Origin of the sequence: Alistipes shahii WAL 8301 (assembly GCF_025145845.1) — a bacterium.
Classification (GTDB): Bacteria; Bacteroidota; Bacteroidia; order Bacteroidales; family Rikenellaceae; genus Alistipes; species Alistipes shahii.
Map to the genome: position 1 here is coordinate 1,096,756 of NZ_CP102253.1, position 16,453 is coordinate 1,113,208.

Sequence of the window (16,453 nt, forward strand, 5' to 3'; positions counted from 1 at the left end):
GCCAGATTGCCCGCGATCCGGTTTTGAAACCATCCTGCATTTTTCGTATCTTCGGCGCCGTAACGGCACTTTCAGGAGGTCGGAACGTTTTGTCAGATTGCCCGCAATCCGGTTTTGGAACCGTCCTGCATTTTTCGTATCTTTGCAAAGGATTAATCCTTACGACATGGCATTTTTCGATATTTTCAAAAAGAAACAGGATACGCCGCCCACCGGGGAGCAGGCGCAGAAACAGCAGGAGGAGCTCTCCGCCGGGCTGGAAAAAACCAAAACAGGGCTTTTCTCGAAACTGGCGCGCGCCGTGGCGGGCCGGTCGACGATCGACGCCGGGGTACTCGACGACCTCGAAGAGGTGCTCATCTCGTCGGACGTGGGCGTGGAGACGACCGTGAAGATCATCCGCCGCATCGAGGAGCGCGTGGCCCGGGACAAGTACATGAACGCCTCGGAGCTGCAATCTATCCTGCGCGGGGAGATCGCGACGCTGATGGAGGATGCGCACGGCTCGTCGGAGAATTTCGGGCTCGACGCCACCGAAGGTCAGCCCTACGTGGTGATGGTCGTGGGCGTCAACGGCGCCGGCAAGACCACGACCATCGGCAAACTGGCTGCGCAGCTCGGCAAGGCGGGCCGGAAGGTCTGGATCGGCGCGGCGGACACGTTCCGCGCGGCGGCCATCGACCAGTTGCAGGTGTGGGCCGACCGCGCCGGGGCGACGATGATCCGTCAGCAGATGGGTTCCGACCCCGCATCGGTGGCTTTCGACACGCTCACCTCGGCCAAGGCCAACGGAGCCGACGTGGTGCTGATCGACACCGCCGGACGCCTGCACAACAAGGTGGGCCTGATGAACGAGCTGACGAAAATCCGCAACGTCATGGGCAAAGTGATTCCCGGCGCGCCGCACGAGGTGATGCTCGTGCTCGACGGATCGACGGGACAGAACGCCTTCGAGCAGGCGAAGCAGTTCACGCAGGCCACGCAGGTCACCTCGCTCACGATCACCAAGCTCGACGGCACGGCCAAGGGCGGCGTGGTGATCGGCATCAGCGACCAGTTCCACATCCCGGTGCGCTATATCGGCATCGGCGAAGGCATCGACCAGCTGCGCATCTTCGACCGGAAGGAGTTCGTCAACGCATTGTTCGGCCATGAAAAAAATTAACGTCATAACGCTCGGCTGTTCGAAGAACACCGTCGACAGCGAGCATCTGATGGCACGGCTCGCCGCCGCCGGATACGAGGTCCTCTTCGACAGCGACCGCACCGACGCCAAGGTCGTGGTGATCAACACCTGCGGATTCATCGGCGACGCCAAGCAGGAGTCGATAGACATGATTCTGCGCGCCGCGGCGGCCAAGCAGGCCGGAAAGATCGAACGGCTGTTCGTCGTGGGATGCCTCTCGGAACGCTACGCCGACGAACTGCGGGCCGAGATTCCCGAGGTGGACGACTATTTCGGCGCACGCACGTGGGACGGCATCGTCCGTGCACTGGGAGCCTCGGAGGACCCGGCGCTGGCCACCGAACGCCGTCTGACGACCCCGAAACACTACGCCTACCTGAAAATTTCGGAAGGCTGCAACTGGAAATGCGGCTACTGCGCCATTCCGCTCATCCGCGGCGCACACGTCTCCGTCCCGATGGAGGAGCTGGAGGAGGAGGCCCGCAAGCTGGCCGGGCAGGGCGTCCGGGAGCTGATGGTCATCGCGCAGGACACGACCTACTACGGCATCGACCTCTACGGCCGGCGGATGCTCGCCGAGCTGCTGCGCCGCCTGTGCCGCATCGACGGCATCGAATGGATCCGGCTCCACTACGCCTACCCCGCCGGGTTCCCCGACGAGGTGATCGAGGCGATGGCCTCGGAGCCGAAAATCTGCAAGTACCTCGACATTCCGTTCCAGCACATTTCCGATGCACAGCTCGCGTCGATGCACCGCCGCCACACTAAGGCCGAGGCCATGGAACTGATCGGCCGCCTGCGCGGGGCGATCCCCGACCTGGCGCTGCGCACGACGCTGCTGGTGGGTTATCCGGGCGAGACGGAGGCCGATTTCGAAGAACTGCTGGCGTTCGTGCGCGAGGTGCGTTTCGAACGGCTGGGCGTCTTCCCCTACTCGGAGGAGGAGGGAACCTGGTCAGCCGAAAACCTCCGCGACGACATTCCCGAAACGATCAAGCAGCAACGCGCGGAGCGCGTAATGGCCTTACAGAACGAGATTTCGCTCGAAAACAACCGCCGCCGCGTGGGGCGCACCGAACGGGTGATCATAGATTCGCGTCAGGGCGACTGGTATGTCGGCCGCACGCAGTACGATTCGCCCGAAGTGGACCAGGAGATCCTGATTCCCGCCTCGGAACGCCGCCTGCTGCGCGGGCACTTCTACGACGTGACGGTCACCTCGGCCGCCGACTACGACCTCTACGGGGAGATTGCCGCAAAATAATTTTTTGCTTTTTTGCGTTTTTTTCGTACCTTTGAAAAGTAAACCGGAACTTTACCCGAAAGTCATGGCCGACAAGAGCGTGATAACGAACATCGAAGCCCGCGTGCGGCAGCTGATCGACGACCACAAAAGGCTGTCGGACCTTTGTGCGGAACTGACCGCACAGCGCGACACGCTCCGCTCCGAGAAACGCACGCTCGAAGAGCGCGTCCGGGAGCTGGATGCCGAACTGGCGCGCATGCAGCTGACCGAAGGGCTTGCGGGCGGAGGCCGTAACCGGGAAAAAGCGCGGGCGCGCGTCAACCGTCTTATGCGGGAGGTGGACAAGTGCATCGCGCTGCTGGGCCAGCCGCTGGCGGCCCCGACGACGCAGGAGGCCGAATAAACGGCCCCGGGAAAAACGGCCGGAAGGCCGGAGAAGAGGACGACGGAATAAACGAAACGAAAAAATGGCAAAACAGGCAATAACCCTCAAAATAGCAGGCAAAAGCTATCCGTTCAACATCGAGAGCGGGAAGGAGGAGATGTACCGGCTTGCCGAACGGGAGGTGAACAGCTACCTCGCGCTGATAAAACAACAGAATATCAAGAACTGGAACGACCAGGACTACCTGTCGATGACCGCGCTGAAATTCGCCATCGCGAACGTCGGAATGCGGCAGAGCCGGGAGGTGGACGACGAAGACCTCCGACAGCTCGAAAAAATCGGCACGGAAATAGATGCGTATCTGAACGACCCGAAAAAGTAACCGGCCGAAGGCCTCCGCAGACGGAAGGCCGCGAGGGGGGGGGAAAGGGCGGAAACCGCCCGGAACGACACGCACCGTTCGAAAAACGTTCTTTTACATACAAGAATCTACCCGCATAGATTCCTTATAGCTTTGCGAAACTGAACATTTACTAAATTGGGGCAACTCAAGGCGTTTCAAAATCAGGCCTTACCACCCTCACGGGGAGTACGTTACGGCGTACCGTTGGAAGATTGCGATTGTCGGAGCCCCCACACATGACTGATCGGCAGATTCGTCAAACAAGATTAAGGAATCCTATGCGGTTTTTTTATGGCTACAATTAAAACCCTAATTAATAACTAAAAACAAACAAGCAAAGACCCATGTATAGTATCATTTTGGCTGCCTCAATCTCTGCCGTGGTCGCCGTCGCAATCTACGCGGTCGTAACGAACCTCGTGATCAAGACGTCGATCCGCAAGCGCCGCGAAGCCGCCGTCAAGGAGGCTGAAGCCGAGGGAGAGATGATCAAGAAGGAGCGCATCCTTCAGGCAAAGGAAAAGTTCATACAGCTCAAGAGCGAATACGACCGTCAGGTCAACGAGCGCAACCAGAAAATCGCCCAGAGCGAGCAGCGCGCCAAGCAGATCGAGCAGAACCTGCAAAACCAGCAGCGCGAACTGGAAAACAAACTCCGCGAGAACGACCGTCTGAAAGAGCAGATGCAGAACCAGCTGCAAATCCTCGAACACAAGAAGGAGGAGGTCGACCAGATGCAGCGCGAACAGAACGCACGCCTGGAGCAGATCTCGGGCATGAGTTCCGAAGACGCCAAGAACATCCTGATCGAGAACATGAAGGCCGAGGCCAAGACCGAAGCCGCCGCCTACATCAACGAAACGGTCGAAGAGGCCAAACTGACCGCCACGAAAGAGGCCAAGCGCATCATCGTGGCGTCGATTCAGCGCGTGGCGACCGAGACGGCCATCGAAAACGCCGTGACGGTGTTCAACATCGAGAGCGACGAGGTCAAGGGCCGCATCATCGGCCGCGAGGGCCGCAACATCCGCGCTCTGGAGGCCGCGACGGGCATCGAGATCATCGTCGACGACACCCCCGAGGCCATCATCCTCTCGGGCTTCGATCCCGTACGCCGCGAAATCGCGCGTCTGGCCCTGCACCAGCTCGTCACCGACGGCCGCATCCACCCCGCACGCATCGAGGAGGTGGTCGCCAAGGTTCAGAAGCAGATCGAGGAGGAGATCGTCGAGGTCGGCAAGCGCACGACGATCGACCTGGGAATCCACGGACTGCACCCCGAACTGATCCGCATGATCGGCAAGATGAAATACCGTTCGTCCTACGGACAGAACCTGTTGCAGCATGCCCGTGAAACGGCGAACCTCGCAGGCATCATGGCCTCGGAGCTGGGTCTCAACCCCAAGATCGCCCGCCGGGCAGGCCTGCTGCACGACATCGGCAAGGTGCCCGACGACGAACCGGAACTGCCGCACGCAATCATCGGCATGAAACTCGCCGAGAAGTTCAAGGAGAAGCCCGAGGTCTGCAACGCCATCGGCGCCCACCACGACGAGGTGGAGATGACCTCGCTCATCGCCCCGATCATCCAGGTCTGCGACGCCATTTCGGGCGCACGTCCCGGAGCGCGCCGCGAAGTGGTGGAGAGCTACATCAAGCGTCTGAAGGAGATGGAGGACATCGCCCTTTCGTATCCCGGCGTGATGAAGACCTACGCCATTCAGGCCGGCCGCGAACTGCGCGTGATCGTCGGCGCCGACAAACTCTCGGACCAGGAGTCGGAGGGACTCTCGCACGACATAGCCAAAAAGATCCAGGACGAAATGACGTACCCGGGTCAGGTGAAGATCACAGTCATCCGCGAGACACGGGCAGTCTCCTACGCGAAATAACCGTCACGACCCGGGTACGCCATCCGGCAGCGTCCGGCAATCCCAAGTCCCTCCCCTGATAAGGAGGGACTTTTCATGCGCACACGTCCCGCCGACGCTGCGGATGAAAATGAAACCGCAGGGCAGGAGGGTTATTCAGAGACTTTTCATACCTTTACATCCATGAACAAGGAACTCGAACGATATATCGAACGGGAAATCATTCCCAGATACGAAGATTTCGACGCCGCGCACCGCACGGACCACGTCCGGACGGTCATTGCGCAGAGCCTTGAGCTGGCTGCACATTACGACGCGGACGCCGACATGGTTTACACCGTCGCCGCCTATCACGACACGGGTCTCGCAAACGGCCGCGAACGGCACCACATCGACGCCGGACGCATTCTTGCGGCCGACACCGAACTGCGCCGCTGGTTCTCCGAAGAACAGATCGCGGTGATGCGCGACGCCGTGGAGGACCACCGCGCCTCGTCGGACGGCGAACCCCGCACCATTTACGGCCGGATCGTGGCCGAGGCCGACCGGGTGATCGACCCCGAAACGATCATCCGCCGCACCGTGCAGTACGGGCTGGCGCACTGTCCGGAACTGGACCGCGAGGAGCAGTATGCCCGTTGTCTCGCACATTTGCAGCAGAAATACGCCGAAGGCGGTTACCTGCGGCTCTGGATCGCAGAGTCGGAAAACGCCCGGCGGCTCGAAGAACTGCGCGGCGTGATCCGCGACCCGCAACGGCTGCGGAAGATGTTCGACGCGGCGTTCGACACGGAGACCGCGGAGTAAATCCCGGGCGCCCCGCGCAACACCGGGCAAGAAAACCTTTTGCAGAGACCGCGCCGCACAGCGCCCTGCAAAACGACCCGTTCCCGAACCAGCCCGCCTCCGGACCGGCCCGCAAAAAAATCCCGGACGCCTTTTGCCGGCATCCGGGATTTGCGTTCGAAACGACGCGGAGTCTACTCGGTATCGTGCGGGAAATATTTCATGTACTGCACGCGCTGGTAGAAATCGCCCTCCGAGGAGCCGTAATCCATGCGTCCGCGGAATTCGTCGAGCGACTCGAAACCCTGGCGGGCGGCCCACGCGTCGATGAACCGGTTCATCTCCCCGATCACCTCGTAGCCGTATTTGTGGATCGCCGTGCAGACCTGCACCGCCGCCGCTCCGCAAAGCAGCGACTTGACCGCGGCGGCCCCGTCGTGGACGCCGGTCGAAACGGCGATGTCCAGCTGCGGGAGCGCATGGGCGCACAACGCCGTGCTGCGCAGGACGTTGCGCAGTTCGCCCGGCTCGCTGAACGGATCGCCGTTCACCAGGCACATCTTCTCGATGTCGATGTCCGGCTCGAAAAAGCGGTTGTAGAGCACCAGTCCGCCGGCCCCGCGGCCCAGCAGCGCGTCGCCGACCGACAGTACGTTCGTAAGGCGCATCGGCAGCTTCACCGACACGGGAATCGTCACCTCGGCGACAACCTTGCGCACGATGCCGGCATAGTGGCTCTCTATCTCCTGCGCCGAGGCCCGACGATCTGTCGGAAGCAGGAAGATATTCAGCTCCAATGCCGAAGCGCCGGCCTGCTGCATGGCCGCGGCATATTCGATCCACGCGTCGCCCGCGCCGGCGCAGTTGATGCTGCCGATGACGGGAATGCCCGTCTTGGCGGCATCGGAAACCAACTCCAGCAACTCCGCCTTATAGGCTTCACCCAGATAGCGTTCGAGGTATTCCCCGGCGTCGCCGTAACCTTCCATACGGTCGAGCGAGGCGGCCTGACGGTAAATCTGCTCCTCGAAAATTGATTTCAGCACCACGGCGCCCGCGCCGTTGCGCACGCACTGTTCGATGTTGGACACCGTGGCCGTATAGGGCGAACTGCTGACCACGATGGGACTGGAAAGGTCCAGCCCGAGATATTTCGCTTTCATAGAATAAATCGGTTGCGGTTTATGTTTATACGAACGGAATCTTCACCACTTCGGCCTTCACGGGTTTCTCGCGGATGACCACAGCGATTTCCGTGCCCGGCTTGGCATAGGCCGCCTCGACGTAACCCAACGCCACGCCGACTTTCAGGCAGGGCGACATGGTTCCGGAAGTGACATGTCCGATTTCGGTCCCGTCCGGCGCGGCGATCGCGTAGCCGTGGCGCGGAATGCCCCGCTCGACCATTTTCAGCCCCACCAGTTTGCGCCCCACGCCCTCGGCCTTGAGCCGCTCCATCGCGGCGCGGTCGATGAAATCCTTGCCCTCGGCGAATTTCGTGATCCACCCCAACCCGGCTTCGAGCGGCGACGTAGTGTCGTCGATGTCGTTGCCGTAGAGGCAGAAGCCCTTTTCCAGACGCAGGGTGTCGCGCGCGCCGAGACCGATGTTTTTCAGCCCGAACTCCGCGCCGGCCTCCCAGAGGGCTTTCCAGAGTTTGTCGCCGTCTTCGTTGGCGACGTAGATCTCGCAGCCGCCCGACCCGGTGTAACCCGTGATCGAAAGGATGGCGTCGCACCCGGCGACGGGCATCTTCTTAAAGGTATAATACTCCATCCCTTCCACCGGCTCGGCACACATCTTCTGCACGATCTTCATAGCCAGCGGTCCCTGCACGGCCAGCTGGCAGATCTCGTCCGAGGCATTGTAAAGCTCCCTGCCGTGGCCCGCCTCCATGCCGAAGGCCTTTCCCTCGGCGCAGATATGCTTCCAGTCCTTGTCGATATTGGCGGCGTTGACGCAGAGCATGTAGGTTTCGGCGTCGACGCGGTAAACCAGGATGTCGTCGACGATGCCCCCGCGGCCGTTGGGCATGCAGGTGTACTGCACCTTGCCGTCGAAGAGCTTCGAAACGTCGTTGGTCGTGATGCGTTGCAGCAAATCGAGCGCCCGGGGACCCTTGACCCAGATTTCGCCCATGTGGCTCACGTCGAAGACCCCGGCGCCGTTGCGCACGGCCATGTGCTCGTCGTTGATGCCCGTGAATTCGATGGGCATGTTGTATCCCGCGAATTCGGCCATCTTGGCGCCCGCGGCGATGTGGTACTTGGTGAATACGGTGGTTTTCATATGTAACGAGTGTTTGATGCAGGCTTCATGTATTCAAAATTCCTCCGAAATCTCCCGTTGGAAAGAGAGACTTGCAGCACAACAAATCATTCCGAACGGCGCTTCACGCCCAGGCGCGGACAGCGGTGGAACTCCTTCGTGCGGTCGAACAGGTAGCGGTAGGTGGTGTGCACCTTGTGGCGCGTAGCACAGACGTAGGTCTCGATCATGCGGTTCATCACGGGGTTGAAATCGCCGATCCACGCCAGCTCCATCGACTTGTAGGGATTCTTCGTCCGCTCGAGGAACTGCCAGTACTTGACCATGATGGCCGACTCGACGCCCTTGCCGTGGAACTCCGGCGTGATGCCGAAGATGATGCCGAAAATGCGGTCGCACGACTTGCGCACCTTCAGGTCCCACATCAGCCGCAGCTTCTGCCGCAAGCCGAATTTGCCGTTGAATTTGCCGATCAGGCGGTTCAGGTCGGGAACGGTGATGAAAAATCCGATCGGCTCTTCGTTGAAATAGGCGAAGAAAATGATGTTGGGGTCGATGATCGGTTTCATCTCCCGGACCATCTCCAGCGCCTCCTCCTGCGTCATCGGCTTGACGCCCGAGAACAAGGCCCACGCCTTGTTGTAAATGACGCGAAAACTCTCGGCGGCCTCCTCCAGATTGTTCATGTCGATGTTCTCGACCCGGTAACCCGGCACGGTGTAGAGACGCTCGGCGCGGGCGAAAATCTGCTTGTTGGCCTCCGAATCGTTCACCCGCCAGATAAAACTGTGCTGATTGAAATAATTCTTAAAACCATAGTTTTCGAACAACTCCTTGTAATAGGGCGGATTGTAGGGATTCTTGTAGAGGGGCTGGAATTCGTAGCCCTCGACCAGCAGCCCCCACCAGTCGCGCCGCTGTCCGAAGTTGATCGGGCCGTCCATGGCCTCCATGCCGCGGCTGGCCAGCCACATGCGCGAGGCTTCGAACAGCATGTCGGCGACCTGCTGGTCGTCGATCGACTCGAAGAACCCGCAGCCGCCCGTGGGCTGCTCCTCGATCGAAGCCTTCTCGCGGTTGTAGAACGCCGCGATGCGGCCGACAAGCTCGCCCCGGGCGTCGCGCGCCACCCAGCGGATGGCCTCGCCGTCGGCGAAAAGTTCGTTTTTCGACGGGTTGAAAACCTCGAGGACATCCACGTCCAGCGGGCAGACCCAGTTGCGGTTTCCCTTATAGATTCGTTTCGGAAAGTCCAGCCACTCGCGCTCCAGGGCGGGAGTGGTGACCTCCTGCAGGGTATATTTCTCCTTGTTCATCTTGTCTTGCGGTTATTTTCAGCGTTTCCGATTTCAAAGGTAACAATTTTTTCCTTATTTTTGTTGGTAGAACAAATTTAGCATCCGAATGAACAAAAGCCTGGAACAATACATGCCCGACGGGAGCAAAGTCCCCTACCGCTTCATGAAATACCGCATCCACAAAATCCTGCTCGTATGTTGCAGCTACGACGGGTACATCCTGGAGGAGGACGGGCACATCGAGTCGCAGATCAACCAGGAGTACATCGACCTCAACATGTCGAACCCGCCGTCGCTGACGCGCGTCAGCTCGACCGCCGAGGCGCTGGAGGCGCTGGACCGGGACGATTCGTTCGATTTCATCCTCACGATGTACAACGTCGGCGAACCCGACGTTTTTTCGTTCGCCAAGATCGTCAAGGAGCGGCACCCCAACACCCCCGTGGCGCTGCTGACCTCCTTTTCGAAGGATATTTACCGCCGCATCGAGGAGCAGGACCGCTCGGGACTGGACTACATCTTCTCGTGGCACGGCAACACGGAACTGATCATCGCCATCATCAAGCTGATCGAGGACAAGATGAACGCCGACGAGGACATCCGCGAAGGGGGCGTGCAGGCCATCCTTCTGGTCGAGGACTCGATCCGCTTCTATTCCACCTATTTACCGGAGATCTACAAACTGCTGCTGCTGCAAAACACCGAATTCCTGAAGGACGCCTTCAACGAGCAGCAGCAGGTGCTGCGCAAACGCGCACGCCCGAAAATCCTGCTGGCGCGCTGCTACGAGGAGGCCGTGGAACTGTACGAGCGTTACAAGAAAAACCTGCTGGGCGTGATCTCCGACGTGGGGTTCGTGCTCCGCCGCAACGACCCGCCCGAGAGCGAGAAACTCGACGCCGGCATCGACCTCTGCCGCCGCATCCGGGAGGATAACCCGCTGATGCCCGTACTGTTGCAGTCGTCGCAGGTGGCTTTCGGCAAACAGGCCGCGGAGCTGGGTGCGGGATTCATCGCCAAGAACTCCAAGACGCTGCTCTCGCAGCTGCACGACTACATCGCCAAAGAGTTCGCCTTCGGCGACTTCGTTTTCAAGGACCCAGACACGGGCGCCGAAATCGGCCGCGCGAAGGACCTGACGCAGATGCAGCAGATGATCGCCACGATCCCCGACCGGGCGTTCGAATACCACACCTCGCAGAATCACCTCTCGAAATGGCTCTACTCGCGGGGACTGTTCCCGCTGGCGTCGTCGATCCGCCAGTATAACAAGAGCCACTTCTCGTCGGTCGAAGAACACCGCCGCGTGCTGGTAGGACTCATCCGCGACTACCGCACGCTGCTCGGGCAGGGCGTCGTGGCGCGTTTCGACACCGAGACCTACTCCGACGCCGTGGCCTTCGCGCGCATCGGCGAGGGTTCGCTCGGCGGCAAGGCCCGCGGCTTGGCGTTTATGAACTCGATGCTTATGAAACACCGCCAGTACGACAAGCACGAAAACGTGCGCATCATGATCCCGCGGTCGGTGGTCATCGCCACGGAGTTCTTCGACGACTTCATCCGCCACAACGGACTGAAATACATCATCTCGCAGGATTTTTCCGACGAGGAGATCCTCTCGGAATTCGTCAGCTCGGTACTCCCGTTCCGGTTGCGCGAGGCGCTGAAAAGCTACATCCGCACCGTGCGCACGCCGCTGGCCATCCGCTCGTCGTCGAAGCTCGAAGACTCGCACTACCAACCCTTCGCCGGCATCTACTCGACCTACATGATCCCCTACGTCGACAACGAGGACCAGATGCTGCGCCTGCTGCTCAAGGCGGTCAAAAGCGTCTACGCCTCGGTCTATTTCGCGGCGTCGAGGGCCTACATCCAGTCGTCGCAGAACCTCATCTCGGAGGAGAAGATGGCCGTGATCATCCAGGAAGTGTGCGGCACGGAGCAGGACGGGCTGTACTTCCCCACCTGTTCGGGCGTGGCCCGCTCGATCAACTACTACCCCATCGGCGACGAACGCCCGGAGGACGGCGTCTGCAACATCGCCATGGGCCTGGGCAAACTGGTCGTGGACGGCGGACGCACGCTGCGCTTCTCGCCCCGCTACCCGCAGAAGGTGCTCCAGACCTCGACGCCCGAACTGGCGCTGCGCGACACGCAGAACGAGGTGCTCGCCCTGAGCCTGCGGCCCGAGGAGTTCCGCACGTCGATCGACGACGCGGTGAACCTGCGCCGGCTGGGACTCACCCAGATCGGCGGCTTCCGCAACTCGAAATTCGTCTGCTCGGTCTGGGACCGCGAGAACGAACGCATCTCCGACAGCCCGTTCGACCAGGGACGCAAGGTCATCACGTTCAACAACATCCTCAAGTACAACACCTTCCCGCTGGCCGAAATCATCTCGGACATCCTCACGATGGGCGCCGAGGAGATGCGCTGTCCCGTAGAGGTGGAATTCGCCGTCAACATGGACGTGGCGCCCGGACAGCGGCAGGTTTTCAACCTGTTGCAGATCCGTCCGATCATCGACAACCAGGACAACCGGTCCATCGACTGGAACGAGGTCGACGCCTCCCGCGCGCTGATCTACGGCGAGCAGGCCCTCGGCATCGGGCAGATGACCGACATCGCCGACATCATCTATGTGAAATCCGAGGCCTTCGACTCGCTCTCGACCGAGAAGATCGCCGAAGAGTTGCTGACGCTCAACAACCGCATGCGCGACCAGGGGCGGCCGTACATCCTCGTGGGACCCGGCCGCTGGGGCTCCTCGGACCCGTTCCTCGGGGTTCCGGTCAAGTGGAACCACATCTCCGAGGCCAGGGTGATCGTCGAATGCGGCATCGAGAAGTTCGACGTGGAGCCTTCGCAGGGCACGCACTTCTTCCAGAACGTCACCTCGCTGGGCGTGGGTTACCTGACGATCAACCCCTTCCGCGGCGACGGCCTCTTCCGCGAAAAGGAACTCGACGCCCGACAGGCGCTGTACGACGGAACGTACCTGCGGCAGGTGCGCTTCGACAGCCCGCTGTGGGTCTGCATCGACGGGCGTTCGAACAAAGGCATGGTACGCGAAGGGAAAAACGATTAGGATTTTAAATAAATTTCCCCGAAAAGATTACAATCTGTCGGAAATATTTTTATATTTGTGAAAAGATAGAATCCGAACAGGAGATGCAAACCAACCAAAAACCGATAGAGCTATGAACGTTAACAAAATTATGGCGGAACTCGAGCGCAAGCACCCCGGCGAAAGCGAATACCTGCAAGCCGTGCGCGAAGTTCTGATGACCGTGGAGGATGCTTACAACCAGCACCCGGAATTCGAGGCAAACCGCATCGCCGAACGCATCGTGGAACCCGACCGAACCTTCACGTTCAAGGTCGTATGGGTCGACGACAAGGGCGACGTGCAGGTGAACACGGGCTACCGCGTGCAGTTCAACAACGCCATCGGCCCCTACAAGGGCGGACTGCGCTTCCACCCCTCGGTGAACCCCTCGATCCTGAAGTTCCTCGGTTTCGAGCAGATCTTCAAGAACGCGCTGACGACCCTTCCGATGGGCGGCGCGAAGGGCGGTTCGGATTTCAACCCCAAAGGCAAGTCGGACCGTGAGGTGATGCGCTTCTGCCAGGCCTTCATGACCGAACTGTGGCGTCACATCGGTCCGCAGACCGACGTTCCGGCAGGCGACATCGGCGTCGGCGGACGCGAAATCGGCTATCTCTACGGCATGTACCGCAAGCTGGCCCAGGAGAACACCGGCGTGCTGACGGGCAAGGGCATGACCTACGGCGGTTCGCTGATCCGTCCCGAGGCGACGGGCTTCGGAGCCGTCTATTTCCTGCGTCAGATGCTCGAAAAGGCCGGCATGGACATCAAGGGCCAGACCATCGCCATCTCGGGCTTCGGCAACGTGGCCTGGGGCGCGGCGACGAAGGCCACGGAACTGGGCGCCAAGGTGGTGACGATCTCGGGTCCCGACGGATACATCTACGATCCTGCGGGTCTCGACGCCGAGAAGATCGCCTACATGCTCGAACTGCGCGCGTCGAACAACGACGTGGTGGAGCCATACGCCGCGAAATTCCCCGGCTCGCAGTTCTTCGCGGGCAAGAAACCGTGGGAGGTCAAGGTGGACATCGCCATGCCGTGCGCCACGCAGAACGAGCTGGACGGCGAGGACGCCAAACAGCTGCTGGCCAACGGCGTGAAGGTCGTGGCCGAGGTTTCGAACATGGGCTGCCGCCCGGAGGCCATCGACGCCTTCATCGCGGCGAAGATTCCCTACGGACCGGGCAAGGCCGTGAACGCCGGCGGCGTGGCCACGTCGGGTCTCGAAATGACGCAGAACTCGCAGAAACTCAACTGGACGGCCGAGGAGGTCGACGCCAAGCTGCACCAGATCATGTCGTCGATCCACCACGCCTGCGTGGAGTACGGCACCGAGAAGGACGGCTACCTCAACTACATGAAGGGCGCGAACATCGCGGGCTTTATGAAAGTCGCCAAGTCGATGGTCGAGCAGGGAGTCATATAGGCCGATTTTTTTCCATGAAAAAAGGCGAACTCTCTTCAAGTTCGCCTTTTTTGTCTCCCCCCTGCATCTATAAATAATATAATGCAAGCTGCGCCCCTGAATTGGAAGGAACAGTACATTTTTGAGAAAAAACACGACACGGAGAAACACGTCAGATATTAAACCGATGCGTCCATATATCTTATTAATCAGCCTTGCGCTGTCATCGTGCGCCGCTTCGCAGTGTCCGCAGCTTTACATGAACCGGACGCGGGGTTCCGCCCCGTGTTATTTCACCGACGAATACGGCCACGCCGTTTTCGGGAATGCCCGCTACGAAGACGCCCGGCAGTTTATCGGCGACCGGGCCGCCGTACGGCTCAACGGCAAATGGGGGTTCATCGACCCCTCGGGCGCAACGGCCGTCCCCCTGCAATACGACTGGTGCGGCAGTTTCGGGGAATACGGGTTCGACAAGAGCGTCGCGATGGTCAAAAACGAAGTCGACAAATTCAAAGTGCCGATTCTCTCGGATTGCCCGACGGCCCTGATCGACCGGAAAGGCAACCGGATCACGCCGTTCTACGGGTTCATCTTCCCGGTCCGGGACAAGGTGGCGTTCGTGAACGACGGTCGCACGGATTTCGCGGACACCCGGTTGCAGAACCTGGGCTTCGCCGACGGGAAATGGGGCTGCGTCGATCCGAAAGGCCGCCTCGTCGTGCCGTGCGTCTATGAGCTGGCGTACCTGCTCATAGCCACCCCCGGATTCACAATCGTCCGGCGCGACGGCAAGTGGGGCATGCTGAACGACCGCGGCCGACCGATCGTCCCGTGCGTCTACGACGCTGTTTATTACAAGGAGGGACATACCGTCATCGACACGCAGGCCGACACGTCAGAAGCCGGAAAGAGCGTCGCGGCTCCGAACGGCGGTTTCCGGGAAAAACTGCTCTACATGCAGAAAGAGGGCGAAACAGAGATTTTCACCGAGAAAGGCAGACGGGTGCGCGGTCAATAAACGCCGCGGCCAATAAATAAAAAAAGCCAATCCCCGGCGGGAATTGGCTTTTTCGGTATCGGCTTTAGAAACCAGCCGGATGGAAGCGCAGGAGCGGCTCGGAAACGCCGCCGCCCACGCCCCTGAAACCCGTTTTACAAACGGGCCTTGATAGCTTTCGAAGCCTCCTCGTAGCCGGGTTTGTCCAGCAGGGCGAACATGTTCTTCTTGTAGGCCTCGACGCCCGGCTGGTCGAAGGGATTCACGCCCAGCATATAGCCGCTGATGCCGCAGGCCTTCTCGAAGAAGTACAGCAGGCCGCCGATCACGCTCTCCGAGATTTCGGGAATCTCGATGCGGATGTTCGGCACGCCGCCGTCCACGTGGGCCAGCTGAACGCCCAGCTCGGCCATGCGGTTGACCTCCGAAATGCGCTTCCCGGCCAGGAAGTTCAGCCCGTCGAGGTTCTCCCCGTCAGCCTCGATCAGCACTTCGGCGGCGGGTTTGGCCACCGAAATGATCGTCTCGAACAGGGTGCGCTCGCCGTCCTGGATATACTGGCCCATCGAGTGCAGGTCGGCCGTCAGCGTGACGCTCGCCGGGAAGATGCCCTTGCCCTGCTTGCCCTCGCTCTCGCCGTAGAGCTGTTTCCACCACTCGTTGATATATTGCAGTTTAGGCTCGTAGGAACCCAGGATTTCGATCTTCTTGCCTCCGTTGTAGAGGATGTTGCGCACGGCGGCGTAGACGGCTGCCGGATTCTCCTTGAAAGCGACGCCTTCGGCCGTGGCCTTCTCCATCTCCTGCGCACCGCGGACGAGAGCCGCGATGTCCACGCCGGCGACGGCCAGCGGCAGCAGCCCCACGGGGGTCAGCACCGAGAAGCGTCCGCCCACATCGTCGGGAATGACGAACGTCGGGTATCCCTCCTGCGTGGCGAGCGTCTTCAACGCCCCGCGCGCCTTGTCGGTGATGGCCACGATGCGCTCCGCAGCCTCCTTCTTGCCGTAACGCTTCTCGATCTCGGCCTTTATGAGGCGGAACGCGATGGCCGGCTCGGTCGTCGTGCCCGACTTCGAAATCACGATGGCGGCGATCGAATGCTCCTTCAGCGCGGCGAGCAGTTCGGCGGTGTAATCCTCCGAAATGTTCTGTCCGGCGAAAATGACCGTGGGGTCCTTCTGCTCCTTGTGCAGGAGTTTGAAGGGATCGCTCATGGCTTCGAGCACGGCCTTGGCGCCGAGGTACGAGCCGCCGATGCCGATGCAGACGACCACGTCGGCCTTCGAGCGCAGTTTCGCAGCCTCCTTCCGGATGGCGTCGATCTCGTTCTCCGAAATCGAGGAGGGGAGGTGCACCCAACCCAGAAAATCGTTGCCGGCGCCTTTGCCCGAATGCAGCAGGGCATTGGCGGCCTGCGCTTTGGCCTCGATGTCGGCGGAAATTTCAATGCCCGTCTTGGCAATGTCCAATTTCACATTTTTCATCATATC

At 60.4% G+C, this 16,453-nt stretch carries 13 protein-coding genes; 9 read left to right on the plus strand and 4 right to left on the minus strand.

All coding sequences use genetic code 11. The features are described 5' to 3' along the window. The first annotated feature begins 166 nt into the window (after positions 1 to 166). The 6 genes from ftsY (at position 167) to NQ492_RS04740 (ending at position 5,898) form a co-directional block, all read left to right on the plus strand. On the plus strand, positions 167 to 1,165 hold the full coding sequence (ftsY, locus tag NQ492_RS04715; RefSeq protein WP_015547268.1) for a signal recognition particle-docking protein FtsY: 999 nt from the start codon (positions 167 to 169) through the stop codon (positions 1,163 to 1,165). After that, positions 1,152 to 2,450, plus strand: coding sequence for a 30S ribosomal protein S12 methylthiotransferase RimO (gene rimO / locus NQ492_RS04720; protein ID WP_015547269.1), 1,299 nt, complete (start codon positions 1,152 to 1,154; stop codon positions 2,448 to 2,450). Before ftsY ends, rimO begins: the two co-directional genes overlap by 14 nt. Positions 2,451 to 2,514: 64 nt before the next feature. Beyond that, the gene (locus NQ492_RS04725) at positions 2,515 to 2,835 is read left to right on the plus strand and encodes a hypothetical protein (protein WP_015547270.1); all 321 of its coding nucleotides are present in this window, start codon (positions 2,515 to 2,517) and stop codon (positions 2,833 to 2,835) included. 64 nt (positions 2,836 to 2,899) lie between these two features. Continuing rightward, positions 2,900 to 3,199, plus strand: a complete 300-nt coding sequence (locus NQ492_RS04730; RefSeq protein WP_015547271.1) for a cell division protein ZapA — start codon at positions 2,900 to 2,902, stop codon at positions 3,197 to 3,199. 365 nt (positions 3,200 to 3,564) lie between these two features. After that, positions 3,565 to 5,112 carry a ribonuclease Y gene (gene rny, locus NQ492_RS04735; protein ID WP_044054436.1) on the plus strand — a complete coding sequence of 516 codons (1,548 nt, stop codon included), beginning with the start codon at positions 3,565 to 3,567 and terminating at the stop codon, positions 5,110 to 5,112. Between the two features lie 162 nt (positions 5,113 to 5,274). Next, entirely contained in the window at positions 5,275 to 5,898 is a 624-nt protein-coding gene (locus NQ492_RS04740; protein WP_015547272.1) for an HD domain-containing protein, read from the plus strand. 173 nt (positions 5,899 to 6,071) lie between these two features. On the opposite strand, the gene NQ492_RS04745 is transcribed toward NQ492_RS04740, so the two are convergent. The 3 genes from NQ492_RS04745 to NQ492_RS04755 all read right to left on the minus strand — a co-directional run bounded on the left by NQ492_RS04745 (position 6,072) and on the right by NQ492_RS04755 (position 9,461). Continuing rightward, entirely contained in the window at positions 6,072 to 7,040 is a 969-nt protein-coding gene (locus tag NQ492_RS04745) for a dihydroorotate dehydrogenase-like protein (protein ID WP_217727660.1), read from the minus strand. Positions 7,041 to 7,065: 25 nt separating this feature from the next. After that, positions 7,066 to 8,166, minus strand: coding sequence for a glycine cleavage system aminomethyltransferase GcvT (gcvT, locus tag NQ492_RS04750; protein ID WP_015547273.1), 1,101 nt, complete (start codon positions 8,164 to 8,166; stop codon positions 7,066 to 7,068). Positions 8,167 to 8,252: 86 nt separating this feature from the next. After that, complete coding sequence (locus tag NQ492_RS04755) at positions 8,253 to 9,461, minus strand: hypothetical protein (RefSeq protein WP_015547274.1); 1,209 nt, start codon at positions 9,459 to 9,461, stop codon at positions 8,253 to 8,255. 88 nt (positions 9,462 to 9,549) lie between these two features. On the opposite strand from NQ492_RS04755, the gene NQ492_RS04760 reads away from it, so the two are divergent. The 3 genes from NQ492_RS04760 to NQ492_RS04770 all read left to right on the plus strand — a co-directional run bounded on the left by NQ492_RS04760 (position 9,550) and on the right by NQ492_RS04770 (position 14,981). Continuing rightward, positions 9,550 to 12,531 (plus strand): PEP/pyruvate-binding domain-containing protein, encoded by a 2,982-nt coding sequence (locus NQ492_RS04760; RefSeq protein WP_149887618.1) that lies wholly within the window; start codon positions 9,550 to 9,552, stop codon positions 12,529 to 12,531. 112 nt (positions 12,532 to 12,643) lie between these two features. Continuing rightward, positions 12,644 to 13,981: an NADP-specific glutamate dehydrogenase gene (gene gdhA / locus NQ492_RS04765; protein ID WP_015547275.1), complete on the plus strand. Its 1,338-nt coding sequence runs from the start codon at positions 12,644 to 12,646 to the stop codon at positions 13,979 to 13,981. A gap of 166 nt (positions 13,982 to 14,147) precedes the next feature. Then, positions 14,148 to 14,981, plus strand: coding sequence for a WG repeat-containing protein (locus NQ492_RS04770; RefSeq protein ID WP_044054441.1), 834 nt, complete (start codon positions 14,148 to 14,150; stop codon positions 14,979 to 14,981). Positions 14,982 to 15,115: 134 nt separating this feature from the next. Here the strand turns inward: NQ492_RS04770 and NQ492_RS04775 are convergent, their stop codons facing one another. Continuing rightward, entirely contained in the window at positions 15,116 to 16,447 is a 1,332-nt protein-coding gene (locus NQ492_RS04775) for a glucose-6-phosphate isomerase (RefSeq protein ID WP_044054797.1), read from the minus strand. Between the last annotated feature and the right edge of the window lie 6 nt (positions 16,448 to 16,453).